This is a genomic window from Kitasatospora sp. NPDC096204 (genome assembly GCF_044763205.1).
In the GTDB taxonomy this organism is placed as follows: Bacteria; Actinomycetota; Actinomycetes; order Streptomycetales; family Streptomycetaceae; genus Kitasatospora.
Genome location: NZ_JBIWFT010000035.1, coordinates 17,819 through 35,551, shown reverse-complemented (window position 1 = coordinate 35,551; position 17,733 = coordinate 17,819). Strand labels below are relative to the sequence as shown.

Below are 17,733 nucleotides of genomic sequence, written 5' to 3'. Positions count from 1 at the left end.
GGGAGTGAACATCGGTGGGCAGGTCCGCGTCCGTGGCCGGGCTGCACGCCGGCGCCCGGCTGATCGTCCCGGTGCTGGGGGCGGCGGCCGGCAGCGGCCGGAGCACCGTGGCCCTGCTCGCCGCGGCCGGACTGGCCCGGCTCGCTTCGACGGTGGTGCTCGACAGCGCGTCGACCGCGTCGTCGCCGTGGCGCCGCTGGCCGCTGGCCGGCGGCACCGGGCTCGCCTCCGTACCCGCCGACCGGCCCCTGAGCACCGGTCAGGTCCGCGCCGCCGCCTCGTCCTGCCTCGACGGCCGGGTCCAGGTGCTCACCGACCGCAGGCCCTGGTCGCAACCGCCGCTCGCCCTGCCCTCGGCGCCGTCGGCGTGGCCGGCTCTGGCAGGGATCGGTGGCTGGCAGGTGAGCGTGGCGGACACGGCGCTGACCGTCGCGGACGACCTGGGTGACACCGGGGTCCACTCGCGCACCGCCCAGTGGATGCTGTTGGAAGGGGCCGTGCCGGTGATCTGCGCGCCGACGTCGAGAGAGGGCCTGGAGGCGGCCGCCGTCGCGATCGCCGCCGCCGAGAGCGTCTGTCTGCCGCTTCAGCGGTGCGTGCTGGTGCTGGTCGGCATGGCCGGTGGGATGCCGCGGCGGTGCAGGGCGGTCGCCACCATGCTCGCGCCCCGGGTCGGCGCGGTGGTACGGGTGCCGCACTGCCCCACCTGGCGGGCGCACGCCCTGCGGACCGACCGGCTCAGCCGCCGGTTCGAGGCGGCCGGCACCGGGCTGGCCGACACCCTGATCACCACGGCCGAGAGGTCCTGGGGCCCGCTGCGGGCCCCGGCCGGGACGGCCGCCACTTCGGAGGATCCCTCGCATGACGACCTCTATGTCGTTGCTGGCAGCCCGGCTGACCACCTTGCCGTTCAATGACCCCACCAGCGCCCCGAGCGGGTCGTTCTACGACGTCGGGAAGAACTTCAAGCCCGAGGTGCCGGGCGGAGAGGTCGGCAGCGCGCTGACCACGATCGTCAACTGGACGATGGGCGGCTGCCTGGCTCTCGTGGTCGCGGCGCTGTGCGCGTGCGCCGCCATGGACTCCTTCGGCAGCATCTCGGACAAGCCGGATGTCAGCGCCCGGGGCAAGGCCGGCATGCCGAAGTGCTTCCGCGCCGCCGTGATCATCGGCCTGGCCTGGCCGATCGTCGCCCTCGGCGCGAGCCTGAAGGGCTGACGGGATGGACTCCGTCGAGCTCCGCCGGCGGCGGGCCCTGCGCACGCTGGTGACCGGGGCTGCCTTGGCGGCGGCCGCCGCCGCGGGCGCGGTCGCGGTCCTGATCTGGCAGGCCGAACCCGGGCCGCGGGCCGGCGCCGTCGCCCCCGCCACCGCTTCGGCTGCCGCCGTACCGCCGTCCGCGAGCCCGTCCACGGTGGTGCAGGCTGTGCCGCTGCCCGCGCCCGCCCGGGTCGAGCAGGGCATTCCGGTCGGCTACCCCCACACCCTGGCCGGTGCCGTGTCTGCGGCCGCCCACTACACCGAGGCCCGTGACCTGCTGAGCCCCGACGCGGTGCCCGGACAGATGATGGTGATGGCCCGCCAGAATGACGAGGAGTTCTTCAAACTGACCTCGCTGGCTATCGCGGACGCCCGGGACTGGCGACGCCTGCTCGGCCTCCCCGAGGCCGGAGGCAGCACCGGCTCGGACTTCATCGCCTTCCAGGTCCGCGCCTACCAGACCGAATCTGTGAGCGCCGACGCCGTCGACGTTTGGCTGCTGACCACCCAGACACCCACCGTCGGCGGCATCCAGCACGGCACTGGTGTCTTCGCCGTCGCTGCCCCGGTGGTCTGGGACGGCGACGACTGGAGGCTCACCTCGAAGAAGATGCGCCAGACCCCGCGCGTGGCCCAGCCGGGCACAACGCAGGCCGACGCGGCCGGCTGGAGGCCCGTTGCCTACCAGCACTAACGGCCTGCGGCGCGCCGTGCTGGTCCTGGTGCTCGTCCTGACCGCGCTGGCCGATCCCGCCACCGCGTTCGCCGCCGCACCCCCGCCGGTTCCCGTCCCGGGCGCCGCCGCCGGAACACCCTGCCCCGCACACACCCGGCCCGTCGGGCAGCCCGAGAAGCCGACCGCCACCGGTCTGCTACCGAAGCCACCGGCCGAACAGATGGACGCGCGCGGCGGCTGTGTACCGCTGGACAAGGAGGGTTGTCGGACGCTCGGGCTGCGGGACGACCCGCTCACCACCTGCGTGTACGCCACCTTCAAACACAAGTACTGCGACGCCGATCTCCTGCCCCTGCCCGGGATGGAGGTGTACTGCGAGAACGCCGACAAGGACATGGCCGCCTGGTGCAAGGAGAATCCCGGTGTCGCCCACTGTGAGACCGAAGCCGAGGGAGGCCTCGCCGCCGCCTTGAAGAACCCCGGCGCCGCGATCGCCGACGAGGGCACCAGCCGACTCGCCCACACCTTCGCCAGCGCGGCGAAGTGGGTGCTCGGGGAGATGGCCAAGGCCGTCCTGGAGGGGTCCGTCGTGGATCTGGACGCTGACGGCATCTCCGACACCCTCGCCCTGATGCTCCAGTTGTCCGCGATCATCGCGGTCATCCTGCTGTGCGTGGAGGTCACCCGCACCTGCGTCTCGCAGGAGGGCAAGGGGATCGCCACGGCGGTCACCGGCCTGGTCGAGTGGGCACTGAGCTGCGCGGCTGTGTACACCGTCACCCAGACCCTGATCTGGGCCGCCGACGACGTCTCCACCTGGATGATCCGCTCCTCCGGCCTGACCACCGACCAGTTCGTCACCCGCGTCACCGGCCTGTTCGCGGGCATGGACGCCGTCTCGGAGGTCGGCTGGCTGCTGGTGCTGGGCGTCGTCGGATCGCTGGTCGCCGGGCTGATGTGGCTGGAGTTCGTCTTCCGGCACGACGCCCTCGACCTCCTGGTCGTCAGCTTTCCCGTATCGGCGGCCGGGGCGATCAGCGAGTTCACGCGGCAGTGGGCGCCGACGGCCCGCCGGGCGGTGTACTCGATCGCGATGATCAAGCCGGTCGTCGTGCTCACCCTGCTGATCGGGCAGGGCATGGTCGGCGCGGCCACGACCGTCACCGGCGTCGTCGGCGGCCTGCTCGTCGTCGGCGTCGGCGCCGTCGCCTGGCCCATCGCCGGCCGCTTCATGCCGTGGTCCGGCGGCGGCAACAGCGGCGGGTCGGTCGCGAGCGGCATCATCGGCGCGGTCGGCGGCACCGCGGCCTCGGCGGTCTGGGGCCGCGGCGGCGGGGTTCCCTCCGGGAGCGGCGCGGCACCACCGGGGCCGGCGCTGGCCAGAGCGGTGGAGTCGGACGACGCCGACCGGCGCAGGGCGGACGACGGCCGGCGCTCCTCGGCGGCCCGCGCGGTGATGGCCGGGCTGATGGCCGCCCAGGGCGTGAAGGCAGGCACCGAGCTGGCCTCCGGCGGTCTGGACGCGATGGCCGCGCACGCCGGGCTCAGCTCCGGGCGCGACCTGGGCGGATCCGTCAACCTCCCGCCCAGCCGTTCCGGCGAGAACTCCGCGCCCGCCGGGCCGCCGGGCACCGCAGGGGCGGCAGCCGCTCCCGCGCCCCGTCCGGCCCCCACCGCCCGGTCTTCGTCCGCGCACTCCGGCACGGCCGCTGCCCCGCCCCTTGCGGCTGCCGCCACGCCGCGACCGCCCCTGGCGCGCGCGGCGGCTGCCCCCGCGCCGCCGGCGCCCCCGCAGCCCGGCCCGACGGGCGTCCCGGCGGCCGCCGCCCACCCGACCCCTGCGCCGGTCCCGCCCCGGCCGACCGATCCGCCACCAGGAGGTGAGGGACCGTGACGTCCCCCGAGGAGCCGGCGACGTACGGCGGCTGGCAGCGCGAGCGCAGCCCGTACCTGGGCGAGCTGAGCCTGAGCGGCCTGGTGACGGTCGCCGGCGCGGGCCTGGTCGCGATGCTGCCGGTCTACAGCCACGCGTGGGCGGGCGAGATCGTCGCGGTGCCCGTCGCCCTGCTGCTGCTCACGGCGGTCTACCTGCGGGTGTACGGCCTGACCGCGGCGGAGTGGCTCGTCCTCGCCGTCCGGTTCCAGATTGCTGTCGTCAGGAGGCAGACGATGTTCTTCAGCGGCGCGTTCGCGCCCCGGCGATCCGACGGTGCGCGGCGCACGGACCTGCCCGGCGTGCTGGCCCGCCTGGAACTCCTGAAGGTACCCACCGGGGCCGGCCGTGAGATCGGCGTCGTCCACGACCCGTTGCAGGGCCACTACTCGGCGGTCATGGAGGTGCGCTACCCCGGGATCGCGCTCGCCGACACCGCCCGGGTCAACTCCCGGATCGCCGCCTGGGGCGGCTTCCTCAGGGGGCACTGCGTCGAGGGCGGGCCGATCGTACGGATCTCGGTCACCGACCGGTCCGCTCCCGAGGACGGCACCGCGCTGATGGCGTGGACGACCGGCCACCTCGACCAGGGCGCACCGGCCGCGGCCCACGAACTGGTGACCGGCCTGGCCGCCGAGGCGGCGCCCGCCGCGTCCACCCGCCGCACCTATCTGACCGTCACCCTGGCCGCGTCCCGGGTCCGCCAGGACATCAGGAGCTCCGGCGGCGGCACCCTCGGGGCGACGGCCGTCCTGGTACGCGAGCTGCTCGCGATGCAGGGCGCGATCGCCGCCGCCGACCTCCAGGTCGTCGCCACGCTGACCGTCGGCCAGATCGCCGAGGTGATCCGCACCGCGTACGACCCGGGTGAGGGGCCCGTGCTCGCCGCCCACGCGGCGGACGCCTCCGCACCCGGGTGGACCGGCACACCGGCGGGTGTGGAGGAGACGGCCGCCGGCCCCGCCGCGGCCGAGCAGCACTGGAGCCGCTACCGGCACGACAGCGGCGTGTCGGCGAGCTTCGAGGTCCACGGCTGGCCCGAGGGCCGGGTGTACGCGAGCGTGCTCACCCCGCTGATGAGCCCTTCCGGCGATGCCCGGCGGAGCGTCTCGCTCACCTACGAGTGCCTCGGCGCCCGCACTGCCCGCGCCACGCTGAGCCGCGAACGCACCAGGGCCGACGTCAAGCGCCGCGTCCGCGCGCGGGGCGGGCGGATCGAGTCCCTGGACGAGCGCAAGGCGCTGGTCGACACCCAGGACCAGGACCACGCCCGCACGGCGGGCCACGGCATCGCGCGCTTCACCGGTGTGGTCACCGTGACGGTCGAGGAGCCCGACGAGCTGCCGCTGGCGACCGCCCGCCTGAAGCGCGACGCGTACACCTCCGGCCTGCGCCTGCGCGAGCTGTACGCCGCGCAGGACTCGGGCTTCGCGGCGACGCTGCCGCTCGGGCTGGGCCTGCCGGTGAAGCGGCGGGCGGTGATCTGATGGGCCGCCTGGGCGACTGGTTGCGCCGTGAGGACACCGACCTGCCCTCGATCGGCCTCCAGGACATTCTGGCGAGCGGACCGGCGCCGGTTCCCGCCCAGCGCGGACGGCGGGCGCCGCGGCGCCCGGCCCCGGCGGCACCGGTCCTGGGGTGGCCCGGCCCCCACGCCGGACGGGCCGTGCGGGTGGCGAGCCCCGAGGTCTACCGCTGTGACACCCACAACCTCGCCGGCCTCTACCCCTTCGGGGGCGGCTCGGCCCTGCCCGCGGTCGGCGCCTACATCGGCCACGACGTCCTGACCGGCCGCCAGTTCTCCATGCACCCGGGCGCATGGGTCCAGCACAAGATCGTCTCCAACCCCGCCGTGCTGGTCACCGGCACCATGGGAGCCGGGAAGAGTGCGCTCATCAAGGCCCTGTCCACACGGCTGGCGGCGTTCGGCGTGAAGGTGCTGATCGCCGGTGACGTCAAAGGCGAGTACGGACGGGTGTGCCGCTGGCTGGGCTGCGAGCCGCTGGAGCTCGGCCCGGGCCTGCCCGGCCGCATCAACCCCTTGGACGCCGGCTCGCTCGGCGAAGGCCTGGAGCACGTCACCGACCCGGTGGAGTGGCGCGAGCGCCTCACCGAGATCCACCGGCGCCGTCTGAGCCTGCTGTGCACACTGCTGGAGCTGCAGATGCGCCGACCGCTGACGCCGGAGGAGACGGAGGCGATCTCCGCCGCGATCAAGGAGGTCACCGGCCAACTGGCGGGCAGCACCGTGCCGGCCACCCCGACCCTGCGCGACGTGCACGCGGCCCTGCGCGACCCGAGCGCCGAGATGGCCCGCGAGCTGCGGATCCGGGGCGAGGACATCCAGGCCACCCGGGAGTCGACCAGGGCCGCCCGGGCCGCGCTGGCCACGTGCTTGGACGGGCACGTCGGCGACCTGTTCAGCACGGCGGACACCTCCACCCGCCGCATCGACTGGTCGGCGCCGATGGTCAGCGTGGACATCTCCCGCACCCGCGCCTACGGCGACGAGACCGTCGCCATGATCATGATGTGCATCTCCAGCTGGACCCAGGCCGCGATCGACCAGCCCGGCGGGCCCCAGCGCCTGGTCGTGCGCGACGAGCTGTGGCGGGCGCTCCAGGTCGGCGGCGCCACGGTGATCCGCAAGCTCGACTCCGACCTGCGCCTGCACCGGGCCGACGGGGTCTTCGACCTCGCCGCCACCCACCGGCTGTCGGACTTCGAGGCGGTCGGCCCGGCCGGCTCCGAGGCCGTGATGATCGCCCGGCACATGGTCTCGTCGTTCGACACCAAGATCACGATGGCTCAGGACGTCCGCTCCCTGGGCGCGATCCGGGACGCGGTCGGCCTCACCGAGCCGCAGGTGGAGCTCGTCTCCGGCTGGGGCCGCGCGCACGCCGGCCGGGGCCTGTGGATGCCCGGCCGCTCCGGCGCCTTCCCGGTCCAGCTCCACCTCACCGAGACCGAAAAGGATCTCTACCACACGGACGAGCGGATGGCCCTGTGACGGTCGACCGGCGCTCCGAACCGACCTGGGCCCCGACTGTGCTCGGCGCCGCGGTGCTGTGGCTGCCGGCGTCCGGGCTGATCGCCGCCCGGGTCTGCGCCCTGCTCACCGCGAGCCCCTGCCACCTGGTCGGCGGCGCCGGCCTCGCCGCCGTCACCTGGCCGCTGCGCGGCCCGGCCGCGGCCTTCGCCCCGGCACCGCCGGACTGGCTGTGGTGGCCGCTGCTGGTGCTGCTCTGGGTCGGCCCGGTCGCGGGCGGGACGTGGCTGTGGGTACGCCGCCTCGCCGACCCCGGCGCGGACGGCGCCCGCTGGGGCGGCCGGGCGACCGAACGTCGGCTCCGGGTGCCCGAGGAGCCCGACCGGCGTCGCAACCGCATGGCCTTCGGTCGCAGCAAGGCCCGCCGAGGCTGGATCCTCGCCGCCAAGGAGAACATCTCCGCGACCGTGTTCGGCCTGCCCGGCAGCAGCAAGACCACCGGGCTGGTGCTGCCGATCGCCGCCGAGTGGTACGGCCCCTGCGTGATGACCACCGTCAAGGGGGCCGACCTCGACGTGGTGTACGCACGGCGGGCGGCCCTGGGCCCGGTGTACGTCGTCGCCCCGGCCGGCCTGCCCGACCGCCCGACCGCCCGCTGGTCCCCGGTCGACTACTGCGCCGACGCCAAGGCCGCCGATCGGATGGCCACCTGGCTGGCCGACGCCGCCTCCACCGCCGGTGACCCGCGCTCCGGCCCCTGGGTCGACCAGGCCAAGGCCGTCGTCAAGGGCGTGCTGCTGGCCGCCAACCTCGCCGGCGGGGACATCACCACGTTCAGGCGCTGGCTCGCGCTCGCCGAAGACGCCGTGGACGAGGTCCGCGAGGTCCTGGTCGACGGCGGCCACCCCGACGTCGCGGACGACTACGCCGCCGCGTTCGCCCTGCACCCCGACGGCGTCGGCTCCATCAAGTTCACCCTGGGCGTGATCACCAAGGTCTATGCAGACGAGGAGGTCCGCGCCACCGCCGCGGCCAGCGACTTCACGGCCGAGGAGATCCTCGACCGGTGCGGCACCGTCTGCCTGATCGCCAGCGAGGCAGACGGCGAACGCTTCGCGCCGCTGCTGACCGCGATCACCGCAAGCATCGTGCACGCCGCCCAGGCCCGCTACCAGCGCACCGGCCGCCCCCTCGACCCCGCGCTCGGCCTCGTCATCGACGAGGCCGGCAACTGCTTCCGCTACAAGGCCCTGCCGAGGCTGCTGACCGTCGGGCGCGGCATCGGCATCGTCGCCCTGACCGTGTGGCACGACCTCAGCCAGCTGATCGGCGTACTCGGCCGGGAAGCCGCCAACACCGTCATGAACGCGAGCGGCCTGCGCATGCTGCTGCCCGGCAACGCCGACCCCGAGACGCTGCGGGCCTTCACCAACCTGCTCGGCCGGGCCCTGGTGACGCGGAGGTCGACCAGCAGGGGAGGCGGCGGTACGTCCACCTCCGAGCAGCTGGTCGAGACCGACCTCGCGCCCACCCACGTCCTGCGGGAGCTGCCCGACTTCACCGCGATCGCCGTCTACGGCAACCAGCGCCCCGTGCGGGTGAGGCTCCGCCGCACCTACGCCGACCCGGACCTGGTCAGTCTTCTGGCCGGGAAGCCCGCGCCGGCGGCTGCGGCGGGCGCCACGCCGCCGGTGGTCCCGCCGCGGCCACAGCAGCCGCCCACGACACCCCGGTCCCGCGGACCGAGTCCTGAGGAGAACAATCCGTGACTGAGACCTACACCGAGCCCACCGACGGCCTGGACCCGGCCGATCCGTGGACGGACGTCCCCGAGCCCGACCCCGCGCCCGTACCGCGGATCGTCCTGCGCGACATGGAGCCGCAGGAGCGGCGCTCCCGGCTGGAGGAGCTCGGGCACTGGCTGCGCTGGCTCGTGGAAGTCAACCCGGAAGCCCGCGCCTCGGTGCCCGCCTGCTGGCACCGGCACGAGGACGTCATCGAGGTCCTCCTGGCGCTGCAGATCGGATGGGTCCGGTCCTACACCCGCCCCAGCGCGGGCCGCGACACCGCCGAGGCGGACTGGCTGATCACGGCGAACAACCTCCTCCCGACCACCCGCCGTGCGAAGTGCGCCAACGGGCATGCCGACCCGGCCGCCCGGCCCTGGGGCGGGCCGGACGGGGAGACCCTGCGCCGATGGCTGGAGGAGCCGGGCGGCCTCGGCACCCGCGAGCGCGAGCACCCCAGCCCGGCCCTGGCCGCCGATCTGAGCACCGATGAGCAGCCGCTGTAGTACGCCGGTCCGATGACAACCCGCCCACCCGCCGCCTAGGTATGAAACTGCCGGACGTTGGTGACACATGGATCTCCGACTACGACGGACTCCTGCCGTGCCCCCTTCGCAGAAACAGCAACAGGACCCCCAGGCCCAGCGACGCCTGGCGGTCCTGCGACACGCCGAGGAAGCCACCGGGAACGTCTCGCTGACCTGACGGGTTCCCGTTCGCGTCGACATGGGAGGGTGCAGGCCGCGGCGACGGGAACTTCTCGGTCCAGTACGTAGACGGCACTCAGAACGGAAATGCTGGAACCGACCTGGCCCATCTGGCGCGGGAGTCAGCGAGTTCTCCACAACGATAAGTTTTCGGTAGAAATCCTTCCGTAGCCGCAAAGGATCACTCGGCGGCGAGAAGGTGTCTGGTCATCCCGCCGCTGGCTCGAATGCGAAGCGGAACTGCTCCACCCCGTGGAGCAGTTCCGTTTTTTCTTGATCACCCAACTCCAGCGAATTCCCCCAAAAGACATTTAGCATAAAGTTGCGCGAGGCCCCCTCAAAGTCCAAGGTCAGACCAGTGGGTCCAGAGAATAGAGTCCATGCTTCCGTGCGCCCCGTAAGGGACTTGTATGGAGTCCTCGCGATAAGCCTCAACCCTTCCGGGCTCACTGGCCTTTCAGTAATCTCAAGGGTCACAGCTGCATAGTGATCATGAATCGCGCTTCGAACCTTAATCGCCCCGTCGGTCAATGTGACACCCGGAGTTTCGTTGCACAAAGGTAGGTCCATCCAGCTGCCGTCCTCGGCGAACTCATCCTGCTCCCACAGTCCGAACTGTGAACGCTCAACTGAAACCAGGCCTGTTGCCTCGGCGTAAAAAGCCTCCATATCCCCGATACTTCCACACGGCTACCACTCAGGGGCCTGCTTCGGACAGCCTCCAGGAACAAGCGCGGATGCGCACACGGTCTCCGGCCTCGCCAACCCTTAAGGCGTGCTGACCGCGGCCCTGCGGGACGACCGGCACGAGCCCGCCCCGGACGACGCGGCGCAGGCCGGGCTCTCGCCCGGACCGGGGGAGGCACTGCTACGGCCGGTAGGAGGGCGGGCCGCCGTCAAGGGGCAGGCGTTCGCGCCAACGGTGCACCGTCTGCGGCCCGCCCAGCCCGGCCTGCCGGCGCATGACGGTCTTCCGTTTCTCGGCCCGGCGCCGCCGGACGGCGGGCAGGCGTTCGGCCGCCTCGCGTGCGCGCTCGTCGACCGGCATCGCCGTACGCGCCCGCTGTTCGTCACGCAGGGCATCGATCCGCAGGCGAAGGCGGCCCGCCCGGTCGCGGTAGGCGCGAGCGGCGCGGTGGTGATGCCGGGCATCCTGGTCCGCGATCCGGCGCAGGTGGTCGCGGTAGGCGTCGGCGCAGCCGCCGATGCGTGCCCACAGTTCCAGTGCGGCGTCGACGCCGGCGGGGTCGCCGATGTCGGCGAGCGCCTGGGCGCGGACTCTCCGGTGATGGTTCTCGGCCTGGAGCAGGGCCTCGAACTGCGCCTGCCGGGTGCGCCGCAGCTCGACGAGGGCTTCGCCCTCCCCGCCGGGGAACGCGGGACGGCCGGACGGGTCGGCGGCGGCGAGTTCGTCGGCCAGGCGGGCCCGGCGCCGGGTCAGGTCGGCGAGTGCGGCGTCCGCCGCGAGCAGTCGGCCCTGGCCGGTGACGCGGTCGACGAGCGCCTGGACCTGTCGGTCGATGCGGCCGCCGGCGAGCATCCGGGCCTCGGCGCGGGCGGCACGGTCCTCGGCGTCGGCCGCGGCCTCCTCCTGGCGCGCGGCGCGGTCGAGGGCGGTCCGCAGGGCCGCGTCGAGTTCGGCGTCCGACCAGCCGCCGAACGGGCGTTCCCGCCAGGCGGGAACGGCGGTCGGGACGGGGCGCCGCCGGTCGGGACGCTCGGTCGGCTGCCCGACAGCAAGCCGTTCGGCGGCCCGGCCACGCTCGGCGTCGGCCCTGGCCCGCAGGCCGTTGGGGGCGGTGCGGGCCAGTCGCCGTTCGGCGGCGGCGAGCGCCTCGGCGGCCCGGACGGCCAGGGCGGCGTGCGCGTCCGCCCGGGTCCGCAGGGCGCACGCGCGGGCGCGCTGGTCGTCGGTGGCGGCCGTCCGGCGGGCGGCGTCGGCGCGGACCCGGTCGTCGTCGGCCTGCTGCCGGGCGCGGGCGGCCAGGCGCCGGGTTGCGTAGACGGCGGCCAGCGCTTCGGCGGCCTCGGCCGCTTCGACGCGGGCGGCCCGTGCCCGTGCGGTGGCCTGCCGTCGCTGCTCCTCGTCGGTGACGGGCGGGGCCGGACGGTCGCGCCAGGCGGTGATCGCCTGCTGGGCGAGGTCGTGGTCGGCGGCCTGGATCGGCTCATCGGGGCGCTCCCCGAGGGCCTGCGTCTCGTGTCCGTGGTCCCAGAGGTCGCGGTAGGCGGCGACGGCCGCCGCCGCCCGGTCCCAGAGCGCGCGGTGGGGGTGGGCGGCGGCGGGTGCGGGGCCGAGCACATCGAGCCAGGTGGGGCCGGTGGCGGCGAGTTCGGCGGCGTGCCGTTGCTCGTCGGGAAGGAGTTGGGCGGCACGCCACAGGCCACGCTGCTCGGTGCGCCAGGCGGCAGGGGCGTCACCGGTGGCCCGGGTGGCGTGGAAGCCGGCGAGGTCTCGCCAGGCGGCGACCGCCGCGATCCGGTCGGCCCACGGTCGGGCCCGGTCGGCGTCGGCGGGTTCGGGCCCGTGGGCGGCCGCCCAGCCGGTGCCGGTGTGGGCGTTCGCGCGGGCGCGGGCGGCCAGTCGAGCCGCCCGGACGGTGGCGTGCGCGGCGAGGTCGTGGGCGAGGGTGACGCGCGGGTCGGTGGGGTCGGCGTCGGGCAGCACCAGGCCCATCGCCTCCAGGAGTGCGGCGCCGGGCCGGGCGCAGGGCGGTGCCCAGTAGGTCGGGGCGGTCGCGGGCCGAGGGGCGCCGTCGGGCAGGCGCAAGCGCTCGCCGTGGTGTTCGGCCAGGACGTCGAGGCGGGCGACCACGATGGCGGCCAGGTCGCGCAGCGGCCGGCCGGTGCGGTGGTCGGTCTCGTTGCCCCGCCCGTCCGCCCAGGCGGCGCGCAGGAGCCGGTCGGTGTCGTAGCCGTCGTCGGCCAGACGCGCGCACCGGGCGCGCAGGGCGGGCCAGGCCTCGGCGGCGGCCAGGCGGGAGGCGGCGTGGCCGCCGAGCAGTGCGGCGATCGCCCGCTGCGCGGCCTCGGCGTTGAGTTCGTCGAGGACGTGGACGAGGCGGCTGGTGGTGGTCGCGAGGCACTGGGCCTGCTCCTCCTGACGGCGGGCGGTGGCGCCCGCGGAGAGCCGGGTGCCGTCGCGCTCGACGATCGCGTGCCAGATCTCGCGGGCGGTGCGCGGGTGCCCGGGTTCGCCGCTGTCCTCGTCGGGGGGTGTCTGGGTGACGAGGTAGGCGTGGTTGCCGTAGCGGCCCCGGGTGAGGGCCGGGTAGACGCCGTTGCGGTTCCAGCCGGTGTCGAGCAGGGCGCGGCCGACGTCGACGGTGACGCCCTGGCAGCGCGCGGAGGTGATCGCGTAGCCGAGGTCGACGGCGTCGGCGACGTAGGCCGGGGGCAGGGTGACGGTGCGCCGGGTCCGCTGGTGGCGCACGGTCAGGGAGCCGTCGGCGCCGACGGCCCCGACGGTCCAGACGTCTCCGTTGCGGACCCACTGGCGCCGGTCGGCGGTGGCGAGACGGCGGTCGTTCACCCGGGTGACCACGAGGTCGCCGACGCCGGCGCGCCCGCGGGCGCCGAGGTCGGCCGTGCGCCGGTCGTCCACCAGGCCACGGGCGATGCGGTCCTCGCGGGCGAGGCGGGACAGTTCGGCGACGGCGGCGTCGGTGGCGGCGATCATGACGGAGCTCAGGCCGTCGTCGACGTCGCGCCGCCAGTCCTCGAAGAGCCGACGCATGACGGCGGCGGCCGGGCCGCAGTGGACGCGCCCGCGCAGCTCGTACGCGTCGAAGGCGGCGCCGGCGTCGCCGACGGACAGCCGGTGGGCCGCGTCGACCTCCCACCGGCGCACCGTGCCGCCCGGGTCGCGGAAACGGCGGACCTCGGTGAGGCGGACGACGGCGTCGGGGACGCTCTCCTCGATGTCGGCGAGCGCGCCGCCCGCTCCGGGCGAGCCGAGCTGGCGCGGGTCGCCGATCGGCAGCAGCCGCCCGCCGGCCTGCCGGACCTGGCCGAGCAGCGCGGCGAGATCGGGGGTGGAGGCCTGGCCGGACTCGTCGACGATGACGATCGTGCCGGGCTGGAGCGTCCAGTGGCGCAGCCCCCGACCGTAGCGCTCGGACATGGTCCGCCACCTGGCGATGTTCTCCGCCCGGATGCCCGCCTCGGCCGCGAGCAGGCCGGCCTGGACCTGGCCGCCGGCCAGGCCGAGGACGGGGATCCGATGGGCGTGCGCGACCTCCCTCACCAGGCGCATGATCGTGGTCTTGCCGGTGCCGGCGGGGCCGACCACCCACGTGGCCCGGGTGTCCGCACCGAAGATCCGGCGGACCGCCTCGCGCTGCTCGTCGGAGGGCGCGAAGCCCCGCTCGGTCTCGCCGGCCGCGAGGACCCGGTCGATCTGCTCGGCCGTCAGGCGGCGCACCGGCGCGGGGGTCGTGGACGCCTCGACGAGGGCCCGCTCTGCGGCCCGGATGCCGTGGGAGGTCCACACCCGGGAGCCGACCTCGGCGAACAGCGACGGACGGTCGTCGCAGCGGGCGTACCGGGCGGGCAGGGGCACCGCGTCGGGCGGGGTCAGCAGCTCGCACCGGACGGGGCTGAGGACGCCGTCGACGACGCGGGCGAGGACCCGGTGGTAGTCGTCGTCGAGGTGGGCGCCGACCGCGGTGAGCCGGCGGCACGCCTCGGCCTCGACGTTGGCCCGGGTCCAGGTGGCGCGATGGCCCTCCAGCTCGGCGAGCACCGCGTCGATCGCCTTCGGGACGACCATCGGGTCGGGGTCCGGCGCGGGGTGGGTGGCGCCGGTGCGGGCGGCGGTCCGCAGCAGCCTGTCGGGGCGTCTGATGCCGTAGGCCTTGGCCCGGCGGCGCCACTGCCGGCGCTCGCCGTCCACGGTGGTCGCGGTCTTCGCCGGACGGGACTGGAGGGTGGCGGCCTGGGCCAGCTTGTACTGCTCGGCGCGCTCGGGCGCGCGGCCCTCCCGGACCGTGAACTCGGCGATCATCCGGGCCAGGGCCCGCTCGGTGGCCTCGCGTCGCCGGGAGAACCCGCGCACCGCGCTCAGAGGCACCCCGAGGAACTCGCGCACCGGCCGTTTCGCGGGCCGGATGCTGTCCTGGCGCGCCCCGGCGCGGATGCCGAACTCGGCGTGCATCCCGCGTTCCAGCTCGGCGGTGTAGGCCTCCGACAGGGCGACCGCGATCCGGTGCAGATGGCGCGCGTCCAGGGCCAGCCAGCGGCCGTCCGCCGCCCGCACCTTGCTGCTGATCGCGAGGTGCCGGTGATAGGCCGGATCGGCCGCCCGGCTGCTTCGGTGGACGAACACGCAGGCGATGAAGCCCCTGGCACGGACCTGCACCTGGGAGGCGGGCGTCGGGCCGGTCCGGGTGATGCAGGCCTCACCCTCAAGGCGTTCGAAGATCCGCCGGAAGGCGCGCTCCTCGACGGCCTCCAGCCGGGCCCGCTCGGTGTCGTCGGCGCACCCCCACAGCACGCTGAAGCTCTTCACCGGGGAGAACACCATCTCCCACCCGCACCGGGCGGTCCGGTTGCCCTCCTTCTCGGCCTTCGCCCTCAGCAGGAGCAGCCGCTCCTCGGTGGCCTGCGGCTCCGCGGCGGCGTACCGCTCGTACAGCTCGTCGGCGCTCGGGTAACGGCTCCAGCGCCGACCGAGCGGGCTGCCGTCGACCGGATTGAGGGCGTCCTTGAACAGGGCGTCGGCGGCCTCCTGGGTGACCCGCCGGCCGGCGATGCCGAGCTCGGCCGCCTGCGCCCCCAGCCACACACCCGGGGTGTCACCGCCGCCCTCCCAGTGGGCCGTCAGCAAGCGCGAACCGGTCCTCACGTCGTCGCCGGCGACGGTGGAGAGCAGGTAGTCGATGCCGCTGCCCGCACTGATCGGGTGGAGGGTGATCACCGGCCGGCCCCGGGCCCGCCGTGACTCGTCGGGGCACCGACGGTGTACCGGCCCGTCCGGCGGCCGACGGAACAGGGCATCCGGCGCACTCCTTCGGGATCAACGGCGGATAGCAAGAGGTGTGCTGTTCCTGATCACGCTAGCTGTCCGTTCCGCTCCTGCCTCGCCTTCCCGTCCGTGTCCGCTGCTCCTCCTTGCTCGCTTCCGTCCCCTCCTGGTCCTCTCCTCGTCGCCTTCCGATCCGCTCGTCATCGAGCATTTCCGGATCGCGTATTCGTTCCACCGGGTTACAGCGCGGGACGGCCCACCCGCAGGTGCTGTACTCGGGCGCGGTGGGGCGCGAGGATCGCGCCATGACCTCACGCAGGAACGAGCAGACGATGGACCGGCGCGCGGCCCTGAAGCGGCGCCAGGAGCAGGAGCGCGAAGACCTCCGGCAGCGGCAGACCCGCCAGACCTCCGCCCTCACCGCGATCGACAGGGCCAGGGAGCGGGTCGAGATGGCCCAGGGAGAGCTCGCGAGGGAACTGGAGAAGGCCGTACCTCTCTTCGACGGCGACATCGAGGAACTCGCCGAGACTGCCGGGATCCCCAGGCGCGACGTGCAGGCCGCGCTGAAGGGGCGGAAGGAGATCTCCGCACGCATGGCGAGGCTCACCTTCCCCTCCCCCTCAGCGGCACCGGCGAGCGGCGAAGAGCAGGACGCGGAACGCGACCCGGCCGGCGCCTGTTGACCGACGCGCCAGGGCCGCACCGACGCCGACCCGGTCCGGCTGTGGCCATGCGGCCGACGTCCATGCGGCGGTGTGTCCACGCGACCGGACAAGCGGGCGCCACCGCAGGCGCCACTGCAGGGCGACCGCGGCCACCCCCGGCGCCGCCGAGACGGAGCAACCCCCGGCACCCCGCATACAGTTTCCTGGTGACCCGCCCCGACCCGTACGACGTCCTCACCCAGTGGCTCGCCGCCGGCCGCGGCAAGCACGGCCGCGCCCTGCAGGGCACCACCCCCACCCGCTACGAGGCCGACCTGCGGGAGTGGCTGTACTTCACCCAGGAGACCACCGGCATCGGTGCCTGGAACGCCGACGAATCGACGGCCACCACTTGGGCCTACGCCCCCGCCCTGCGCCGCCCCAACCCCGACCGGCCCTCACGCCGCCCACTCGCACCGCACGTCTCCCTGCACAACCCCGCCCGCCGCCTGGCCGCCCTCGCGGCGTTCTACGCCTACGCCGCCGACGCCGGCCACATCCCCGAGCCCCCGTTCAACGCCGCAGCGCTGCGCCCCTCCCCCACCGCGCTGCCCCGCACCACCCCGCTCACCCTGGAACAGGCCGCCGCGATGCAGTACGCCGCCGACGACGTCCTGCCCGGCCGCCACCGCCGCGGCCCCTACGACACCGCCCCGCACCGCGACCGCCTCCTCGTCCACCTCCTCCTCGACGGCCTGCGTCCCCGCCAGGCCGTCGGCATCGACCTGGAGGACCTGCACGAGGAGAACCCGCACCGCCGGATCCGCACCCTCACCTGCCCCGCCCCAAGGGCGACGGCAGCATCACCCACCAGCCCTCCCGCGAGGTCTGGCAGGCCATCTCCGACTACCTGCCGCACCGCGTCGACGGCCACGACCCGGGCACCGGCCGCCGCCCCCTGCTGACCAGCCGCAACGGCAGGCGACTGGACTCCAACACCATGCCCGGACGCATCGTCAAAGCCATCGCCGCGCGGGTGCCGGAACTCGTCTTCGAACCCAACACCGTCACCCCCGACCGCCTCGCCATGGCCCCCGCCGTCCTCCTCGACCACCCCCTGCCCCCACCCGCCCCCGACGGCTGGGCCCCACCCGGCGCCCAGCCCCTCGAACGCCTGCGCCTCGACCTGCGCCACACCCTCGACGCCGCCCCGCTCTGCCCGCCCCTCGAAGGCGGCTGCCCCGCCGGCTGCGAACGCTGCGCGGTCCACAAGCGGCTGTGGGCCCGCTGGGAGGAGCGCTGGAGCGCCGCCGACCCCGCGTACCTGTCCTGGCCGCTTCCGCCCTACGACCACCGCCAACGCCCCGCCGAACGCCTCCTCGCCTACCACCAGGGCCGCTGCGCCGTCTGCGGCTCCACCCCCGAAGCCGGCCGCCCCGCCCACGCGGAGGACCACGACCCCCCCCACCGGCCTCACCCGCGGCCTCCTCTGCCACCGCTGCCGGCCGCAGGCGGAGCAGGGCGCGACCCCGTTCTGGGTCCGCTACCACGAGCGGCCGCCCGCCGCCGCCCTCGGCCTGGAACTGCGCTACCCGGCGCTCGCGCCGAACCGCCCGTGACGCCCCGGCCCGGACGGCCGTGGCGGAAGCACCACGCATGTGTGTTCCGCTTCCGCTGTCGATCGCTGACTGGACGTCGCGCCAAGGAGCGTCGACAGGGCACACGGGCCGCGTCCGTGACGGCGATCCCCGCGGGCGCGGGGCCGATGG

12 protein-coding genes are annotated in these 17,733 nt (G+C 74.7%); 10 read left to right on the top strand and 2 right to left on the bottom strand.

What is annotated here, in order from left to right; all coding sequences use genetic code 11:
- Positions 1-14: 14 nt before the first annotated feature.
- From ACIQ87_RS30705 to ACIQ87_RS30670, 8 genes are read left to right on the top strand one after another with little or no spacing between them, the layout of a single operon-like run.
- Positions 15-917: a hypothetical protein gene (locus tag ACIQ87_RS30705; protein WP_402412961.1), complete on the top strand. Its 903-nt coding sequence runs from the start codon at positions 15-17 to the stop codon at positions 915-917.
- Positions 862-1,218 (top strand): hypothetical protein, encoded by a 357-nt coding sequence (locus ACIQ87_RS30700; protein ID WP_392924196.1) that lies wholly within the window; start codon positions 862-864, stop codon positions 1,216-1,218. Before ACIQ87_RS30705 ends, ACIQ87_RS30700 begins: the two co-directional genes overlap by 56 nt.
- Positions 1,219-1,222: 4 nt before the next feature.
- Positions 1,223-1,954 (top strand): hypothetical protein, encoded by a 732-nt coding sequence (locus ACIQ87_RS30695; RefSeq protein ID WP_402412958.1) that lies wholly within the window; start codon positions 1,223-1,225, stop codon positions 1,952-1,954.
- Positions 1,938-3,830, top strand: coding sequence for a hypothetical protein (locus ACIQ87_RS30690; protein ID WP_402412956.1), 1,893 nt, complete (start codon positions 1,938-1,940; stop codon positions 3,828-3,830). The genes ACIQ87_RS30695 and ACIQ87_RS30690 overlap by 17 nt, the downstream gene beginning before the upstream one ends.
- Positions 3,827-5,356 (top strand): SCO6880 family protein, encoded by a 1,530-nt coding sequence (locus tag ACIQ87_RS30685; protein WP_402412953.1) that lies wholly within the window; start codon positions 3,827-3,829, stop codon positions 5,354-5,356. The genes ACIQ87_RS30690 and ACIQ87_RS30685 overlap by 4 nt, the downstream gene beginning before the upstream one ends.
- Complete coding sequence (locus ACIQ87_RS30680; RefSeq protein WP_402412950.1) at positions 5,356-6,879, top strand: type VI secretion protein; 1,524 nt, start codon at positions 5,356-5,358, stop codon at positions 6,877-6,879. The genes ACIQ87_RS30685 and ACIQ87_RS30680 overlap by 1 nt, the downstream gene beginning before the upstream one ends.
- Positions 6,876-8,627 carry a type IV secretory system conjugative DNA transfer family protein gene (locus tag ACIQ87_RS30675; protein WP_402412947.1) on the top strand — a complete coding sequence of 584 codons (1,752 nt, stop codon included), beginning with the start codon at positions 6,876-6,878 and terminating at the stop codon, positions 8,625-8,627. The genes ACIQ87_RS30680 and ACIQ87_RS30675 overlap by 4 nt, the downstream gene beginning before the upstream one ends.
- On the top strand, positions 8,624-9,151 hold the full coding sequence (locus ACIQ87_RS30670) for a hypothetical protein (RefSeq protein ID WP_402412943.1): 528 nt from the start codon (positions 8,624-8,626) through the stop codon (positions 9,149-9,151). The genes ACIQ87_RS30675 and ACIQ87_RS30670 overlap by 4 nt, the downstream gene beginning before the upstream one ends.
- 408 nt (positions 9,152-9,559) lie before the next feature.
- Here the strand turns inward: ACIQ87_RS30670 and ACIQ87_RS30665 are convergent, their stop codons facing one another.
- Positions 9,560-10,021, bottom strand: a complete 462-nt coding sequence (locus ACIQ87_RS30665; RefSeq protein WP_402412939.1) for a hypothetical protein — start codon at positions 10,019-10,021, stop codon at positions 9,560-9,562.
- A gap of 199 nt (positions 10,022-10,220) precedes the next feature.
- Complete coding sequence (mobF, locus tag ACIQ87_RS30660) at positions 10,221-15,269, bottom strand: MobF family relaxase (protein ID WP_402412936.1); 5,049 nt, start codon at positions 15,267-15,269, stop codon at positions 10,221-10,223.
- A 353-nt stretch (positions 15,270-15,622) separates the two neighbouring features.
- Here mobF and ACIQ87_RS30655 point away from each other — a divergent pair, with 353 nt between their 5' ends.
- The gene (locus ACIQ87_RS30655) at positions 15,623-16,003 is read left to right on the top strand and encodes a hypothetical protein (protein WP_402412933.1); all 381 of its coding nucleotides are present in this window, start codon (positions 15,623-15,625) and stop codon (positions 16,001-16,003) included.
- Positions 16,004-16,191: 188 nt separating this feature from the next.
- Positions 16,192-16,929: a hypothetical protein gene (locus tag ACIQ87_RS30650; protein WP_402412930.1), complete on the top strand. Its 738-nt coding sequence runs from the start codon at positions 16,192-16,194 to the stop codon at positions 16,927-16,929.
- Positions 16,930-17,733 lie beyond the last annotated feature (804 nt).